Raw genomic sequence first — 14,926 nt, 5'->3', positions numbered from 1 at the left:
TGAGGCGTGGTGGCTAACTGCACCAGTTGGTCGTGTTTTCCTAAAGAGCGTACCACTTCATATTGTGTCCCTTTCTTCAACGGCAGCAGCCAGTGACTGTTCGGTTGAGCCTGTTGCCAGGCGTGCAAAAGCCCCAACGAATAAAAGCCTCTGTCAAACAGCGTCAGGCTGTTATTGGGTATGCTTGATATCAGTTCGGCGGCTAAATTCATTTCACTGACAGCAACAGAATCAAAGGCACTGTTCAATACCAGGTGGCTGCTTAACTCCATCATGCAAACCATGCGAATTTGAGGATAGGCAGCATCACCAGAAGCGTTGGCGGTTTTGGCGAACACCTGATTGTTTTGCTCACTATCAGGTGTTCGCCATACGATACCATCGACCCCATAGAGATTGAGTCCACACCAATGAGGATGCTCTGCTCTTTCATGCCAGGTCTTGGCACTTCGCTTAAACACATCTCGAACAACGTCGGAGCCCAGCCGCTTGCGCGCTTGCGTGACAGCGCTGCGCGCAACGTAATCCACCTCTTGAGGTAAGACGATATCAAGCTTATTGATGAGAGAGCGGACGGATTCGCCTCTGAACAGAGCCATACCAATCACCGCCCAAATCATGGCATCCATAGGTAACTTACGTCGCCTTAAACTGGCAACACCATGTGAATCAAGGCACGACTGAATTAAATCGGGCTCAAGTACATCGGCCAGACAGGTGAATTCGGTAAGACGGTTGATATGAGTACGCGCCAAAGCTTCTGAAAGTTGCATAAAAAAATCCGATGACATGGGGTCATCGGATTTTGTTCCTTTCAGTGAGATCGTCAAGCGATCTGTCTTAACTGATCGGCATTACGCTTCAGGGCGTGTTTTTTATTGGCTGAATATCGGTTTAGCTACAGATTTTTACGCCGGCTTAAAGGGCTGCACTCTGTCGCAAACCGCGCCGAGCAAAGGTTTGTCGTGAGAGATCACCAGCAAGGTCAATTGCCTATCATGGGCTATCTGCAATAGTTGCTGCCAAAGCCTTTGCTGACTCACCATATCGAGCTGTGCCGTGATTTCATCACAGATAAGCAGCCTGGTTTCCGGCACCAGTGCCCTGAGAATATTGAGCCTTTGCAGCTCACCGCCGGAAAGGCCGCCGGGGCGTGATGCCAGCCAGCGTCTGAGTTCAGACTCGGCCACGCCGAGCATGGGCAAGAGATGAGCATAATCACGCCCCTGCCAACTCTCATTCAAGGATTGCGCCAGGGTCAATCTGGGGTTGAACGCCTGCTCCGGCTGCTGAATAACCCACTGAATGGGTGAAGGACGGCCGCGAACCTGCTTGAGCGCCTGACTGCATTCAAGCTTTCCCGCCGCAAGCGGCATCAAGCCTGTGAGTATCGCCGCCATGGTAGACTTGCCGCAGCCACTGTCACCCCAGATCCCGAGAATTTCGGCGCGATTAATGGCTATCTCAGGCAACTCGATAACCTTGCTACGCCGGTAAGCCAAGCCACCACTGAGTGAAAGCAGCGGCGATAATGATGCAGACGACAAAGGTGCGCTTTCAAGCTCTAAAGCAGAGCCGGATTGAGCCGGTTTTGTTTGCAAAGAATTTAGACTCATGCGCGCCTCCGACAAGGCGAGTTGTTGAAACTATCCAGGCTGTCACCATGGGGCTTTTGTTGACTAGCGGCTTGACTAGCAGATTGGCCAGCGAATTGACTAGTAGACTGGTTATCGAGTCGGCTATTGAGTTGACTCTTGGGCTCGCCATTCGATTCAGCATCAGCCAAGCGACAGCTGCCGGCAGGCCAGTTTTCCGGCAATGCCGCCAGCAAGGAGTGGCTGTAGCTGCCTTCACTTTCACACTTATCTCCCAGCTTATGCCCGGCAAGACTCGCCCGCAGACTGGCGCTATCCGTCACCTCGGCGAGCCGGCCGCGGCGCAGCAGATACAGTTCGGCATCCAAAGCCAATACAGCCCTGAGGTTATGGCTGATAACCAGCACCGCCTTGGGGCTGGCGTCTAAACCCAGCCGCTGCTGCAAGGCGCCGCTGGCAACGTCATTGAGTAAGGCGTAAAGCTCAGTGGCGGCAAGCTCATCCAGGCCGCAGCAAGGCTCATCGGCCAGCAGTAGATCCGGCGCCTGCAGCAGGGCCTGCGCCAGCAACACCCGCCGGGCCATACCGCCGGAGAGCATGGGGGGATAAGCCGCCAGGATCTCAGTTGTGATACCCAGCTCGTCATACAGAGCCTGCCGATAAGGACGCATGGCATCATCACAGTACCAGTCGAGCAATTCGCTTATCTTAATGTTGGCGTCCAGTACCTGGGTACTTTGAGTGCAAAGCGCCGTCTTCTGTGGCCGCATCAAGCCAGAGCATTGCATGACTATCCCCTTTGGCAAACTGCCCATGATAGCCAGCGCCAGCAAGCTCTTACCGGCACCGCTCTCCCCCAGCACTGCGGTAACCTGTCCTGGAACCACCTCAATATTGAGCCCATCCAGCAAGGTTCTGCCATTGCTATCTTTCAGGGTTAAATCTGTCACTTGGGTATGAATAGCGGCGGCGGGGTTAACATGGTTTGAGGAAAATAAATCACTTTTGGACTCCATGGCATTGGTGCCCGGTAACTTAGGCGCAGCCACACCGTTTCTGGCAAACTGGATCAGATTTTCGGCAAGCTTAGACAGCAGCAGAATAAAGCTCAGCAACAAGAGCCCGGGGAACAGCGCCAGCCACCATTGGCCAAGCAACAGATAGCGATTGGCCTCAGCCAGCAGTTCGCCCATGGAGGGCGCGTTGCTGTCGAGGCCAAAGCCAAGAAAGCTCAGCGCCGCGACATGGAGCAAGGCATGCGGAAACAAGTTGAGCCCGCCAATCAGCCACTGTGGCATAATGTGAGGCCATAAGTGGCGCATGCGGGTGCTGAACCTGGAGCCGCCGAAACCCAGAGCCAAACTGACATAGGGCTGAGCCAGGATTTCATCCATTTCCAACAAGAGTAAACGGGTCAGTCTCGGCCAGTGGCTCAAAGCCAGGGCCGCTATCACCCCATATTCCTGGCCGCCAAAGGCCAACGCCAGTAAGATAAGCAGCAACAGATGTGGCAGCGACATACAGAGATCGCAACCGAGCAATACAGCCTGGCGCCATCTGGATCCGGTTTGCGCCAGCAAGGCCAGCAGCAGTGCCAGCGAGCTACTGAGCAATACCGCCAGCGCGCCTATCCACAGACTTTTGAGCATGGCCGCGCCGCTGCGTTCGGCCATATCACGCCCAAGCCAATCCGTTCCCATGGGATGAGCCCAGGATGGCCCCTGACTCTTGGCCAGCAGGTTAAGCTCACTGGCATGGTTGCCAAATAGCACGCAGAGTGCCGTCAGCAAGAGAAGTCCGCAAACCGGCCAAATCCAGATGGCGACGCGGCGGCCATCCTTTACCTGAAGGGTTTTCAAATAGAGCGTTAAACCGCCCATCATGCCTGCACCCCAGCGGCATGAGTCGAACCCCCACTGAGCCTGCCGCGCTGCAATCTGGCGCTGATAAGCTCGGCGGCCAGGTTACCGCAAAACACAAACAGCGCCGAAAACAGGGTGATCCCCATCAGCAAGGGCGCATCGTTGCCGAGTCCTGCCTTGACCAAAGCACTACCGAGTCCGGGGAAGTTGAACACGGTTTCGGCGAGAATAGATCCGCCGAAAAGCTCGGCAAAAGAAGCAAAGTGCAGCACAATCGCAGGTTTCAAACTATTGGCAAAGATATGCTTCTTGAATATCGCAAGACGACCTTTGCCGTGACTTTGGGCATATCCCACATATTCGCTGTGGTAGAGATCCAGTACCTTTTCCCGGGTGTGCAGCACCAAGGGCGATAGCTGGCTCAGCGTCAGGACAGTCAACGGCAAAGCAAGATGCAACAACATGCTGCCAAGGCTCTGCTCGGTAAAACTCAGCCCAAGCGGCGCAGCGCAGCACACTGGCGTCCAGGCCAGAGTGACAGAGAACAGGCTTATCATTATCATCGCCAACCAAAATGACGGAATGCTCGAAAGCAGCCAGGCAAAACGTCTCAGCCAGCGATCGCAAAAACTCCCTTCGGTGATGGCACACAGCAGTCCTAAGCCATAACCGAGCAGCAGAGCCAATCCCCAGGAGAGCGCCATCAACAGCAGAGACAGCGGCAAGCGCTCGGCAATCACCTCGGAAACGCTCTGGCGAAACACCAGGCTCTGTCCCATATCGCCACTCAGCAGAGCGGAAAAGTAGCTGGTGATCTGCTGCCAGAGTCCGGTGTCCAACCCCAGCTCGCGGATCATCTGGGTGCGCTGGGTATCGGATACCGCCAGCAGGTTACCGCCAAGGTAGTGGATTAAGGGATCGAGCGGCGATAATGACAAGAGCACAAACGCCAACAAACAAGCAAACAGTAACAGCAGCGCAAGCCGTATTGAACGCAGCAAGGCGCCACGCCAGCAGACTGACGACCACTTTTGAGGCGCTATCGGCTCGCTGGCTGACGCTGGTGATTTCACGGACATTGCCAGCGCCACTGGTTGATATTATTGGTGATCGGCCAGCCATGGCCATGGGGCTCAACCAAGGGCTGCCCAAGGTACAAACACGGATTGGCGGCATACAGATGCTGCAGATTAACCAACCAGCTCCAGGGCACATCCTGGCTTATTTGCTGCTGCGCCTGCTGCCAGAATGCAATTGCGCTATCAACAGAATCTGCCTCGCGAGCCTTTTCCAGCGCCTTATCGACCAGCGGGTTTTGATAGTAGCCTGAATTGAAATAGCCTTTGCCGGCATTGCGACTGTCGTAGATAAGCGCCATCTCATTGGCAGAAAGGCTACCAAAGCCAAAGAGTACCGGCGCCTGATGCATCACTCGATAGATGTTTTCCCAGCTGTCCGCCTTGGGCTCCACCTCGAACCCGGCCATTCTGGCCATCTGGGCACTGGCCAGCGCCAACTGCTCGCGAATGCTGTCACCGGCCAGATAGTAGAGCGGGAATGTCAGCCGTCGCCCATTCTTTTCGCGAATGCCGTCTGCTCCCGGTAACCAACCGGCATTGGCCAAGAGTTCAGACGCTTTGAGTAAACGCTGCTTCAAATCCCAGTCGGCCCAACCTGGAACCGCGCCGCCCCATGGCAAGTCATCGGCAATTGACCAGGCAGGTCTTGCATACCCTCCCAGCAAGCCATCGACAAGTTGCTGGCGGTCGATCACCATATCGAAGGCTTGGCGCACCGCCAATTCACTGGTGACCGGGTTATCTTCTGCTCGCATCGGCCAGGCAATGCCGCGGTTATCGACGCTGGTTTGTGACCACAGGCGATAATTGCCCTGCTCCATCAGGGCATCGGCATATCTGGGTGCCAGTGCCGAGAGTTGCAACTGCCCGGTTCTGAGCATGGCAAAGCGGCTGTCTTCGTCGGCAAACACGATGACCAATTTGTCGAAAAAGGGCTTTTTCAGCAACGGGTTGTCGGGATCGGCACTCTGATATCTGGGGTTGGCTTCCAGGATCAACTGCTGCCCCTTATCCCAGCGGCGCATTTTATAGGGCCCCGAGCCTATGGGATGCTGACCATAATCCGGGCCGTAACTGTCGCTTGGCACTATCGCCAACTCTGCCAAGGTATCGATAAAGCCAATATCTGCCTGCTTTAGGGTGAATTCGACTTGCAGTTCGGACTTTTGCTCCACCCAGGCAAGATTGGACAAGTCCTGCATGCCGGCCCCTTTTCTGGCGAGCTCAAAGGTAAAAGCGACATCCTCTGCATTAAGCGGACTGCCGTCACTGAACACCAGATTGGGCCTCAGGGTTACTGTCCATTTGAGCCTGTCCGGGCTCAGGGTCCAATCACTGGCGAGATCGCCGATAAACTCACCACCGCCGGCGCGGCGCAGCAAGGCAGATTGAATAAGCGGATTATTGTAACGCCCCCAGCCAAGGATGGGGTCAAAGCCACCATCGGGCTCGGCGCCCAGCACCATAACCAAAGGCTTTGGGCTATTGGAAGCATCTACAGAGGAAGGCAATACAGCAAGCAGCGAAGTGCACAATAAAGCGCCCAAACCAAGTAAACGACCAGACTTTGACAATGGCTGCCCGTGCCATAGAGGAAGCTTGCCTTGCTCGCATTGGGAATTGCTTGAAAGAGATGAAAACAACACCTGAGACTCCCCGAAAATGGTGAAACCCTGCCAGTGACGCTTGTTGATTGGCTGGAGCCTTGGTTTGTTGTTATCACCCAAACCGGTAAAACCGGCTTGTTGTTACTCAATCATATTGGTGTAACAAAGGTTAAGGCTGGCAGCCTGGACACGGCCCAAGCCGAATTTGCACGACCGTAAGTTGGATAAGCTGCGATGACCTTGCTCAAAAGTACCTTTTTATTAGAGTCTCTTTATCAAGAAGGTTTGCTCACATACAAGACAGCCGGTGACTGTGCGGGTTATGTGCAACTTCAACTCCGGGTACCATGGGCTTTTGGCTATCAGGATCTGGAGATTACGGTCTGGATCCGGCCAAATATTACGAATAATTTTTTCGTAACACTACTCCCATTCCCCCCGGTGCAACAGCATAAAAAAACGCCAAAAGCAAAAAGTTTGCTTCAGATCACACCCGCCGAGAAGGAAAAAGACATTTTGTGGCAAAGCTTGTGTAAGCTCTATTGATTAAAGGTGTTTTTCAAAGAGACAGCCATGACAGATGAAACCCAACGCTTTACCGTTTCCCTCCCCCAGTCGTTATTTGAAGAGATAGAAACTGACAGCCGCGAGCGTGGCTATCAATCCCGCTCCGAGTATATCCGCGATCTGTTTCGCGACAGGATAGTCGATAAGCAGTGGAACAACAGCGTGGAAGACGTTGTCGGCGTACTGACTCTGGTGTTTGACCATCACCAAAGAGGCCTGACTGAAAAACTGATTGAGATCCAACACCACCATCTGGTGCATGTGCTCTGCAGCACCCATGTCCATATAGATCACCACAGATGTTTGGAAACCATTATCCTCAAAGGGCAAGCCTCTGAGGTGAATAAACTGGTCAACCAAATTGCCGCCCTGAAAGGCGTTAACCTTGCCCGTTTGAGCCGCGCGGGTATCATCTAGTTTCACCTCTTGGACCCTCTCCAGACACTTTTCCCTAACGCCGGGCAAAGCTTCATGCCCGGCAGAAACGTCAACCACACTGAAAACCCAACCCTTTCCTCCCGTTAAACCATAAGCCTGACATGGCAGCAACTTGCAACTGAATCTTGCAACGCTGACGGGCAAGGCCTGAGTATTACGAATATAAAATTTTTCATACTCATTGTTGAGAATTTGATCTGCCTCAACAAATCCCTTGGCTGAGTTTCTATAATCATCGCCGTATTAATAAGCGATGTAACTTAGCGCACTCATACAAATCACACCTTTTTGAATGCGCGGCAATGGAAAGTTAACCCTGTTAACTGTTGCCAAATCTTCACTCAGTCTTTTTAAGGACTATTGAGATGTTTATAAGTTACTCTTTTAAGCGGGCACTGCCTTGGTTGCCCTTTGGTATTATTGCCGCCAATACACTGCTGGTGCCGGTTGGCCAGGCCGATGAAGCCATGGAGATCATCGCCGTCAACGGCACCCGCTATCAGGATGATTCTGTGTTGGCTCTAAGCCATACAGGCCAGAGTCTGACGGTTATCAGCCGCGACATGATAGTGTCGGCCGGTGCGGTGGACATCAACGAAATCCTCAACCAGTTTGTGCCAGGGCTCTTTGCCAATGGCCGTAATGGCCGCCATACGGATACCGACTACTCGCTTCAGGGCAGTCGCCCTGTGGATATACTCTGGTTACTGGACGGCAACCGCCTCAATAACCGCCTCTATGGCTCCAGCTATACCGACAGCATTAACCCCATGATGATAGAACGCATTGAGGTGATCAAAGGCGCTCAGGGTTTGATCTACGGCTCGGATGCCATCGCCGGAGTGGTCAACATCATTACCCGCGACAGTCATGGCGAGCAAGGTGGCGAAGTCAACTTAAGCGCCGATACCCTCACCAGCTATGATCTCGGCGCTTATGTCAGTGGCGGCAGCGATACTCTAAGCTACAGCCTCAGCGGCAGCTCCAGTCAATCGGACGGTTACGCATTCTGGGAAGATGACGAGTACTCGCCGGTAGCCGCAGAGGATAAAGACCGGGGTTATCGCATGATGAATATAGGCGGCAAGCTCAATTGGCAACCTTCTGCCCAGCACAAAATCACCCTGTTCGGCCAATACAATAATGGCGTGCTGGAGCGGCCTTTGGCCTACAGTGCCATCGTCTCGGAGAACGAGCGCAAACAGACACTGGCCTGGCTCGGTTGGCAATATCAGGCAACTGATAAGCTGAGCCTGGAGACCCGGCTTCACTATCAAAACTGGGACTCCTATTACTCTGAAATCACCCTGGAGCCGGATGGCAGCATGACTATCCCCTACCGGGATGCCTACTGGGGCTTTACCGACAAGGGCGCCAAGGTCAGCGGTCGTTATCAGGCAGATTCGGGGGACAGCTGGCTCGGCGGCATCGAGTGGCAAAGCTATTATGGCGCCGATGAAGTGATGGAGCTGCAAGCGCCCACCGACGATACCAAGGCCGCCTTTTTGCAATACAAGCCGCATTTTTCCGCCCTGCCCGGCACAGTGCTGGCGTTGGGGCTCAGGTATAACCGCCTGGCCAACAATGAAGATAAATGGGTGGCTTCACTGGGACTTGAACAGGAGCTTGGACAAAATTGGCAACTGAAAGCCGCCGTGGGCAATGGTTTTCGGCAACCCACTTCATCTGAGCTCTGGGCCAAGGTCGGTACCCTGGGCAACCCTGAACTTGAGAGTGAAGAGAGTATCAACACCAATCTGACCTTGGTCTATCAAGGCAACTTTACTTTCAGTGTCGAGGCTTACTGGCGCGAAACCGACAACCTGGTGGATAAACGGGAAATCGCCACCAATGTCTGGCAGTACACCAACCTGGATGGCAAGGTTCGGGGTCAGGGGGTGGATATTCAATACATCATGAACCCGGCACAGGGCTGGCAACTTGAGCTATCCGGCAGTTATAACCGTGCCCGCGAGCGCGGCAAGGATCAGCAGATAGAGCGGATCCCACAATACATGGGCTTTGCCCGCCTCAGTTGGGATGCCACTGATTCACTGAATCTTTATCTGCAGGGACGTTATGTTGGCGAGTTTACCGATTATGGCCTCAAGGCCGGCGACTATCTGCTGACAGGCATAGGCGCCGACTGGTGGTTGACCGCCAGCCAAAACCAGCAGTTAACACTGCGGATAGATAACCTGTTTGATGAAGACAACACTAGTGCCATCTTCAAACATGGGCACAAGGCCGAGTACCCTATCCCCACTCTGGGCGCACCGCGTACGGCGCAGCTAATCTACCGTTATCTGTTCTGATGTGTTGCCTTCTTTAAAAGCGAGCCGCAGCCACGTTGGAGGCTGCGGCTTTTTCTTTCTACTCGGCTTATTACTTATTTTTGCTCGACTAACTCTTAGCCAGGCAAAATGATCCGTACATCCAAGCCACGTTCAGTGCCCGGTTGAATACTCAACTTACCCTTATGCAACTCGACGATTTGAGCACTGATAGACAGGCCAAGACCGGCACCGGGAACTGACTCATCGGCAATCCGGAAAAAGCGCTCAGTCAACTGCCGACACTGCTCCAATGGCAGGCCTGGTCCTGAGTCCAGCACCTGGATAACCACTTGTTTGCTCTCTTGGCGCCCATCTTGCCAGCAACTGACTTTGATTGGCTGATCTTTGCCCGAATACTTACAGGCATTTTCCAGCAGGTTTTTCAGCACCAGTTTCATATAGAAGGGATCGACACTGACACTCACCTCTTCCGGTAATTCCAACTGCCAACTGTAATCGGCAATCAGCGGCAGCAGTTGATCCAGCACTTCCTGCACCATTACCGCCACCGGCGTTTGCGCCACTTCCAGCTCGGACAGGGATTCCACCCGAGACAGCAACAGCAACTGCTCTACCATATGGGTCATCTGGCCAATGCCTGTGTCTATGGCATTGAGGTGCAGCTGCTGCTCGGCCTCGGTCTTGGCCTGTTGCCAGCCCTGACGGTGCAGTTTAATGACCGCCAACGGGGTTTTGAGTTCATGCGCCGCATCGGCGCTGAAACGCCGCTCCCGCGCCAGATTATCGCTGATACGGGTGATATAGGTATTGAGCGCGTCCTGCACAGGTACCAACTCTTTGGGCAGTTGCAACGCCAGCGGCCGCATATCCGCAGGGCTGCGGAGTTTGAGCCTGGCCGCCAGGCTCTCCAGCGGTTGCAACAACCAATATGAGAGAAACACCATCAGCAACGCCACTGCCGGCACCACCAACGCCGGGCCGATAAAGCTGTTGCCCATGATCTGCTCCACCAGCTCACCGCGCACATCGTCTCTTTGGCCGGTAATGATCCATACGCCCAGATCATCGGAGAAATAGCTGAGCAGATGCCAAAGCTCACCCTGGTAATAACGCTTGTGGTAACCACGCTCGAATGGCGCCATGGGCTCAATGTCGCTGTTATCCGACCTTGCCATCAGTTGTTTGGCCGGGGTCCACATCTGATAGGCGAGTTTCAGCTCATAACTCAGCTCAGTGGCATCGGCCTGCTCGGTAAAGGTATTAACCTTGCCCGGGTTTACACTCAGGATCAGTGGGTTTTCCAACATATCCAGGCGATGATCCCGCCCCTGGGCACCATAGAACATCTCCAGCATCTTGGCACTTTGCAGCATCTGGGCATCGAACAGCTCTTCTATCTGGCGGCGAGAGTCCTGGGTGTTGAGGTAACTGCTGATGCCTACCGAGAGGCAGATGCCAAGCAGCATCAATGCCATCATCACCAGACGCAGGGATACCCGGCTCATTCTACTGCCACCAGGGTATAGCCTATGCCGCGCACTGTCTTGATAAGCTCATTGGCGGTTTTTTTACGCAGGTGATGAATATGCACCTCGATGGAATTACTGCCGACCTCGTCCCAACCATAAGTCAGCTGCTCAAGCTGATTGCGGCTGAGCACCCTACCACTGGACTGGGCCAGTTCAAGCAGTAATTGATATTCTCGCCGCGACACCTGAATATGATGGCCGCGAAACAGCACCTGATGAGCATCCATATCGATAACCAGTGCCCCCACTTCCAAACGGTTTTGATTCAGACCATGTTGCCGTCTGACAATCGCCTTGATTCTGGCCACCAGCTCCCGCACATCGAAGGGTTTGGCCAGATAGTCATCGGCGCCGAGATCCAAGCAGGCAAGCTTGGTATCAAAGTCAGTGTTGGCGGTCAACACTATGGTCGGGGTATCTATGCCACGGCGGCGCCATTGGGTCAGTAGTTGGCGGCCATTGCCATCAGGCAAGCCCAAATCCAGTACTATGGCACTGAAGGTTTCATTAATCACAGCCGCCTCGGCTTGTTTGATACTGGTGACGTGATCCACCTGCATATCCAACTTGGCAAGGCTAAGCAATATCCCCTGAGCCAACAACTCATTGTCTTCTATCAGCAATATTCTCATGGGTATAACATCCGGTTTAGGTTGCCCCTATTTCGCAGCAGCGGCGCGCCTGTGTCAAGCTGAAGGCAAGAATCAAGCGGCCCGAAAAAGCTCAAATGGCAGCATAGTTACAAATAGTCAAAGAGGAGGCTGCTGATTTCGGCAATCGCGCCTCATTGAAGCGGTTATCTGATGACGCTGTACTCCAGCTGCTGCGCCTTGAGAAAATCTTCTGCCGCCGCGCCCTTTAATATGGCAAGGGTCGCCAACATGCCTGCCGTGATGCAGCTCGCGGCCTGAACCGTCACACTACGGGGGGCGCCCTGCACAGGGTAACCGCTGCGGGGATCCAGGATATGACCATAGCGGCGCCCCTGATGTTCAATAAAGCGGCGACTGTCACCACTGGTGGCCAATGCACCCATGTTGAGCGATATCAGCTCCGCTGCCCGGTCAAGATTGCTGGGGTCTTCAATCCCCACCTGCCAACATCTGTTACCACTGACGGCGATATCGCCACCGAGATTGACCAGCACCTCGGTGGTTGAGGCCCTGGTCATACACAGCCCGGCAACCCTATCGGCGGCATATTCTTTTACCAGGCCGCCGAAGTCCAACTGCATTGCCTCTGGCAGCATGATCCAGGGCGGCTCTGTTATTTCTTGGACGCTTTTGTCTTCGACCTTGTCGTCAAAATGGGGACTGAACTTGAGGTGTTGAAAGCCCACCCGGGACAAGGCATTTTTGATATCAGTCGAGCTCGGCAACGAAGTTTCTGACCTATTTCCCTTTTCAAAACACCAGAGCGCGAGCAGTGGGCCGGCGGTGATATCAAATAAGCCCTCACTCAGTTGCCAGCAGCGTTTGGCAAACTGCAGCAACGCCGCCGCCTCGCTGTCCAGCATAAAAGGCGCTCCGGCTGAATGATTGAGCCGCCATAGCCAGTTGCCTTCTAAAAAACGGCTGTACTTCTGCTCAAGCCTTTGGCATTCCTTGATAGCGGCTTGAGTGAGGCTGAGCGCCAAACGCTCGTCACCGCTTGCAATAAGCAGCTCGCAGGGGCTGGCCATGGCGCGAAAACGACCACGGAAACCAAAGTCGGTACGGCTAAGGCTCATCTCTGGCGCTGAGGAGTGACTCTTGGTCAAAGGCTGCTTCCCTCTACTTTCTGTTGATTAAAAGCGGTAGCTGAGCTGGGCAATCACCGCCCTGAGCCTTGGAAACAGCTGCATATTGCCAAGCTCACCGGGCAATAAGGTGCCGTTGTTTTCACTCTGCTGCTGATAATATTCCAGGCGGTAGCTGAGCTCGCGACCCTCGCCGAGCTTATGCCCGAGCTTAACTCCGACCGTATAGGCTTGCAGCTCACCAAGGCGGTGGTCTGCGCTGGCGAATTCAGCTGAATAGCCGGAGATTGAGCCCTCATTCTGGAGCAACAAGGGCCGATAAAAGGATGCCGCACTCTGGCGGTAATAGCGCAGATGCAATTGGCCATAGAAGCCATCAGAGAAATAGTGCCTGAAGTGACTTTCCAGCGTATGGGAATCCAGTTGCCAATCATCAAAAGTATAGCGCCAGGAAAGGTCCAGCACGCCCCCATTGAGCGCTCCCTTGAGCAGCAAAAACAGGCTCTGCTTTTGCCGTGAGTCCGGCCTGGATTCATAAAGGTAACTCTGGGTGACACCCAGATTGTCCACCAGGCTCAGCACCTTGTAGGGGTCAGTCTGGTACCCCTTCACCAGGGAAAAACCATAGTTGCCCTGCAGTAGCCAGCGACGGTTGAGCACCTGGGTAAAACCCAGCAGCAGATCCAGGGTTTGCTTATGATCCGAGCCGCCTTCTCTACTGGCCTCAAAGGCTTGCCTGAAGGCCGTTTCCGAGTCGTAGTCCACTCTTCTTGCCATGGTTGCAAGCGGCAAAGGTCGGCCGCCGACCGCATCTATGGTATCCAGGCCATAAGCCAACGCCAGGGATGCGGTACTGTTGTTCTTGTTGAAGCTATGCTCCAGCGCGCCATTGACGCCGAGCGAAGTGTAATCATATTCTCGCGAGCCATAAACGCCGCCGGCCAGCTGCCAGCTATTTTCGAAGAGCTTGTACCAATCGGCACTCAGTTGCAGTCGCTTATCATCAAAGCTGTCATCCAACACCTGCTCACCGGCGGCTATCTGATATTCGCCGTTGCCGGAAGGCCGGGTCAGAGTTTGGCTCTGTTGCTGCATTACGGCGCCCGTGGCTGATGCGCCGCTCAGGCTGTCGAACACCAATTTGATATCCAGGCCGCTGCTATCATCAAATTCGCCTTTGGCCAGCAGTACCCCTTCAAGAGTCGTCACCCTGTCCTGCTCGCCGTAAAACATCAACGCGGCTTCCAACTGCCAATCGGTAGCCTTGTCGGCACTGTTCTCCGGGAAGCTGAGGTTATTGCCTGCGGCATACGTCGCACCACTGGCTAGCAGTGAGCTGCTGGCCAGTGTCAGCGCTGCGGCAATATTGGTTTCGCCCTTTTGCCGCTTCAATTGCATCCACAGCCTCCTCCGGCGAATGCGCGGCCGCCACTGGCTCCCTCTTTACTGAAGTAGATATGATCGTCCAGCGCCAAGTCCAGCCTTTCGTGTGCCAGCGACATATCTTCCCTCGCCAACTGATCCCGCTCCCAAGGTTCAACCCCGAGTTGAGCACAAGCTGTCAACCCAAGAGTGGCAATAAGCGATAAGCCCAATAAACGCATCCTACGCATCTGCTACTCCTTTAACGCACGCTTGAGTTCAGCCTCATACTGGCTTTGTCGCTCGGTGAAAAAACCAACATGGCTACCGAGCAGTTTTCCATCCCGGTCAAATAGAAAACTTGAGGGCATCCCCTGTAAATCCAATCTGCGCGCCAGTCGCCCTTCAGGGTCATAAAGCACATCAAAGTCGGCATCCAGTTGCTGGAGAAACTCTCTACCTAATTGGGAGTCAGTGTCCAGGTTCACCGCGATTATGGCGAGGTCCGTCTCTCGGTATTTGTGATGCATCTGCTGCATCCATGGGAACGATTTGCGACATGGCGCACACCACGAGGCCCAGAAGTCCAAATAAATCACCTTACCCTTGTAGTCATTGAGGCTGACTTGAGTACCATCATCACGGCTTAACGCCAGCACCAATGGGGACTGCAGCGTTTCTGCCTGTCCCAAACCACAAATAAGCAACATGAGCATCACAAATGACAGTTGCAACAGTTTTTTGGCCTTCATCAGTTGGTTCCTCGACGTAAACTTGCAGTCTGTGGCTGTTACTTTAAAAAAACAGCCATAAAACGGATAGATAAGGATTTTAAGTTTGCTAATCAGTAAA

General features: G+C 53.9%; 14 protein-coding genes. 3 read left to right on the top strand and 11 right to left on the bottom strand.

Annotated elements, in window-relative coordinates; translation table 11 throughout:
* The 5 genes from ACMHXI_RS02455 to ACMHXI_RS02435 form a co-directional block, all read right to left on the bottom strand.
* On the bottom strand, positions 1 to 791 hold a 791-nt coding region (locus ACMHXI_RS02455), incomplete at its 3' end, for an IS4 family transposase (protein WP_413733916.1).
* A gap of 117 nt (positions 792 to 908) precedes the next feature.
* Complete coding sequence (locus ACMHXI_RS02450; protein WP_208184773.1) at positions 909 to 1,616, bottom strand: ATP-binding cassette domain-containing protein; 708 nt, start codon at positions 1,614 to 1,616, stop codon at positions 909 to 911.
* The gene (locus ACMHXI_RS02445; protein ID WP_208184774.1) at positions 1,613 to 3,478 is read right to left on the bottom strand and encodes an ATP-binding cassette domain-containing protein; all 1,866 of its coding nucleotides are present in this window, start codon (positions 3,476 to 3,478) and stop codon (positions 1,613 to 1,615) included. Before ACMHXI_RS02445 ends, ACMHXI_RS02450 begins: the two co-directional genes overlap by 4 nt.
* Positions 3,475 to 4,536, bottom strand: a complete 1,062-nt coding sequence (locus tag ACMHXI_RS02440) for an ABC transporter permease (RefSeq protein ID WP_107352079.1) — start codon at positions 4,534 to 4,536, stop codon at positions 3,475 to 3,477. Before ACMHXI_RS02440 ends, ACMHXI_RS02445 begins: the two co-directional genes overlap by 4 nt.
* Positions 4,527 to 6,071: an ABC transporter substrate-binding protein gene (locus ACMHXI_RS02435; RefSeq protein WP_232785995.1), complete on the bottom strand. Its 1,545-nt coding sequence runs from the start codon at positions 6,069 to 6,071 to the stop codon at positions 4,527 to 4,529. Before ACMHXI_RS02435 ends, ACMHXI_RS02440 begins: the two co-directional genes overlap by 10 nt.
* A 306-nt stretch (positions 6,072 to 6,377) precedes the next feature.
* Here ACMHXI_RS02435 and ACMHXI_RS02430 point away from each other — a divergent pair, with 306 nt between their 5' ends.
* From ACMHXI_RS02430 to ACMHXI_RS02420, 3 genes are all read left to right on the top strand, one after another.
* On the top strand, positions 6,378 to 6,689 hold the full coding sequence (locus tag ACMHXI_RS02430) for a hypothetical protein (protein WP_025010298.1): 312 nt from the start codon (positions 6,378 to 6,380) through the stop codon (positions 6,687 to 6,689).
* 27 nt (positions 6,690 to 6,716) lie between these two features.
* The gene (nikR, locus tag ACMHXI_RS02425) at positions 6,717 to 7,127 is read left to right on the top strand and encodes a nickel-responsive transcriptional regulator NikR (protein ID WP_025010297.1); all 411 of its coding nucleotides are present in this window, start codon (positions 6,717 to 6,719) and stop codon (positions 7,125 to 7,127) included.
* Between the two features lie 386 nt (positions 7,128 to 7,513).
* Complete coding sequence (locus ACMHXI_RS02420) at positions 7,514 to 9,463, top strand: TonB-dependent receptor plug domain-containing protein (protein ID WP_208184775.1); 1,950 nt, start codon at positions 7,514 to 7,516, stop codon at positions 9,461 to 9,463.
* Positions 9,464 to 9,558: 95 nt separating this feature from the next.
* Here ACMHXI_RS02420 and ACMHXI_RS02415 read toward each other — a convergent pair whose 3' ends face one another.
* The 6 genes from ACMHXI_RS02415 to ACMHXI_RS02390 form a co-directional block, all read right to left on the bottom strand.
* Positions 9,559 to 10,950 carry an ATP-binding protein gene (locus ACMHXI_RS02415; protein WP_144158895.1) on the bottom strand — a complete coding sequence of 464 codons (1,392 nt, stop codon included), beginning with the start codon at positions 10,948 to 10,950 and terminating at the stop codon, positions 9,559 to 9,561.
* On the bottom strand, positions 10,947 to 11,606 hold the full coding sequence (locus tag ACMHXI_RS02410) for a response regulator (RefSeq protein WP_025887320.1): 660 nt from the start codon (positions 11,604 to 11,606) through the stop codon (positions 10,947 to 10,949). Before ACMHXI_RS02410 ends, ACMHXI_RS02415 begins: the two co-directional genes overlap by 4 nt.
* Before the next feature lie 164 nt (positions 11,607 to 11,770).
* Positions 11,771 to 12,703: an FAD:protein FMN transferase gene (locus ACMHXI_RS02405; RefSeq protein ID WP_413733914.1), complete on the bottom strand. Its 933-nt coding sequence runs from the start codon at positions 12,701 to 12,703 to the stop codon at positions 11,771 to 11,773.
* Between the two features lie 57 nt (positions 12,704 to 12,760).
* On the bottom strand, positions 12,761 to 14,110 hold the full coding sequence (locus ACMHXI_RS02400) for a DUF3570 domain-containing protein (protein WP_101058739.1): 1,350 nt from the start codon (positions 14,108 to 14,110) through the stop codon (positions 12,761 to 12,763).
* A complete protein-coding gene (locus tag ACMHXI_RS02395) occupies positions 14,101 to 14,325 on the bottom strand; it encodes a DUF4266 domain-containing protein (protein WP_037436894.1) in 225 nt (74 codons plus the stop codon). The genes ACMHXI_RS02400 and ACMHXI_RS02395 overlap by 10 nt, the downstream gene beginning before the upstream one ends.
* 3 nt (positions 14,326 to 14,328) lie before the next feature.
* Complete coding sequence (locus tag ACMHXI_RS02390) at positions 14,329 to 14,826, bottom strand: TlpA disulfide reductase family protein (protein WP_232785994.1); 498 nt, start codon at positions 14,824 to 14,826, stop codon at positions 14,329 to 14,331.
* Positions 14,827 to 14,926 lie beyond the last annotated feature (100 nt).

The sequence above is a fragment of the Shewanella sp. BJSY2023SW005 genome (genome assembly GCF_047314585.1).
Taxonomy (GTDB): Bacteria; Pseudomonadota; Gammaproteobacteria; order Enterobacterales; family Shewanellaceae; genus Shewanella; species Shewanella algae.
Note: the sequence above shows the minus strand (reverse complement) of the source record. Positions and strands in the feature narration are given on the sequence as shown.

Excerpts from the sequence above, each read along its gene's own strand:
- ACMHXI_RS02450 (WP_208184773.1), bottom strand. The coding sequence starts at position 1,616 with ATGAGTCTAAATTCTTTGCAAACAAAACCGGCTCAATCCGGCTCTGCT.
- ACMHXI_RS02445 (WP_208184774.1), bottom strand. The coding sequence starts at position 3,478 with ATGATGGGCGGTTTAACGCTCTATTTGAAAACCCTTCAGGTAAAGGAT.
- ACMHXI_RS02440 (WP_107352079.1), bottom strand. The coding sequence starts at position 4,536 with ATGTCCGTGAAATCACCAGCGTCAGCCAGCGAGCCGATAGCGCCTCAA.
- ACMHXI_RS02430 (WP_025010298.1), top strand. The coding sequence starts at position 6,378 with ATGACCTTGCTCAAAAGTACCTTTTTATTAGAGTCTCTTTATCAAGAA.
- nikR (WP_025010297.1), top strand. The coding sequence starts at position 6,717 with ATGACAGATGAAACCCAACGCTTTACCGTTTCCCTCCCCCAGTCGTTA.
- ACMHXI_RS02420 (WP_208184775.1), top strand. The coding sequence starts at position 7,514 with ATGTTTATAAGTTACTCTTTTAAGCGGGCACTGCCTTGGTTGCCCTTT.
- ACMHXI_RS02415 (WP_144158895.1), bottom strand. The coding sequence starts at position 10,950 with ATGAGCCGGGTATCCCTGCGTCTGGTGATGATGGCATTGATGCTGCTT.
- ACMHXI_RS02410 (WP_025887320.1), bottom strand. The coding sequence starts at position 11,606 with ATGAGAATATTGCTGATAGAAGACAATGAGTTGTTGGCTCAGGGGATA.
- ACMHXI_RS02405 (WP_413733914.1), bottom strand. The coding sequence starts at position 12,703 with ATGAGCCTTAGCCGTACCGACTTTGGTTTCCGTGGTCGTTTTCGCGCC.
- ACMHXI_RS02400 (WP_101058739.1), bottom strand. The coding sequence starts at position 14,110 with ATGCAATTGAAGCGGCAAAAGGGCGAAACCAATATTGCCGCAGCGCTG.
- ACMHXI_RS02395 (WP_037436894.1), bottom strand. The coding sequence starts at position 14,325 with ATGCGTAGGATGCGTTTATTGGGCTTATCGCTTATTGCCACTCTTGGG.
- ACMHXI_RS02390 (WP_232785994.1), bottom strand. The coding sequence starts at position 14,826 with ATGAAGGCCAAAAAACTGTTGCAACTGTCATTTGTGATGCTCATGTTG.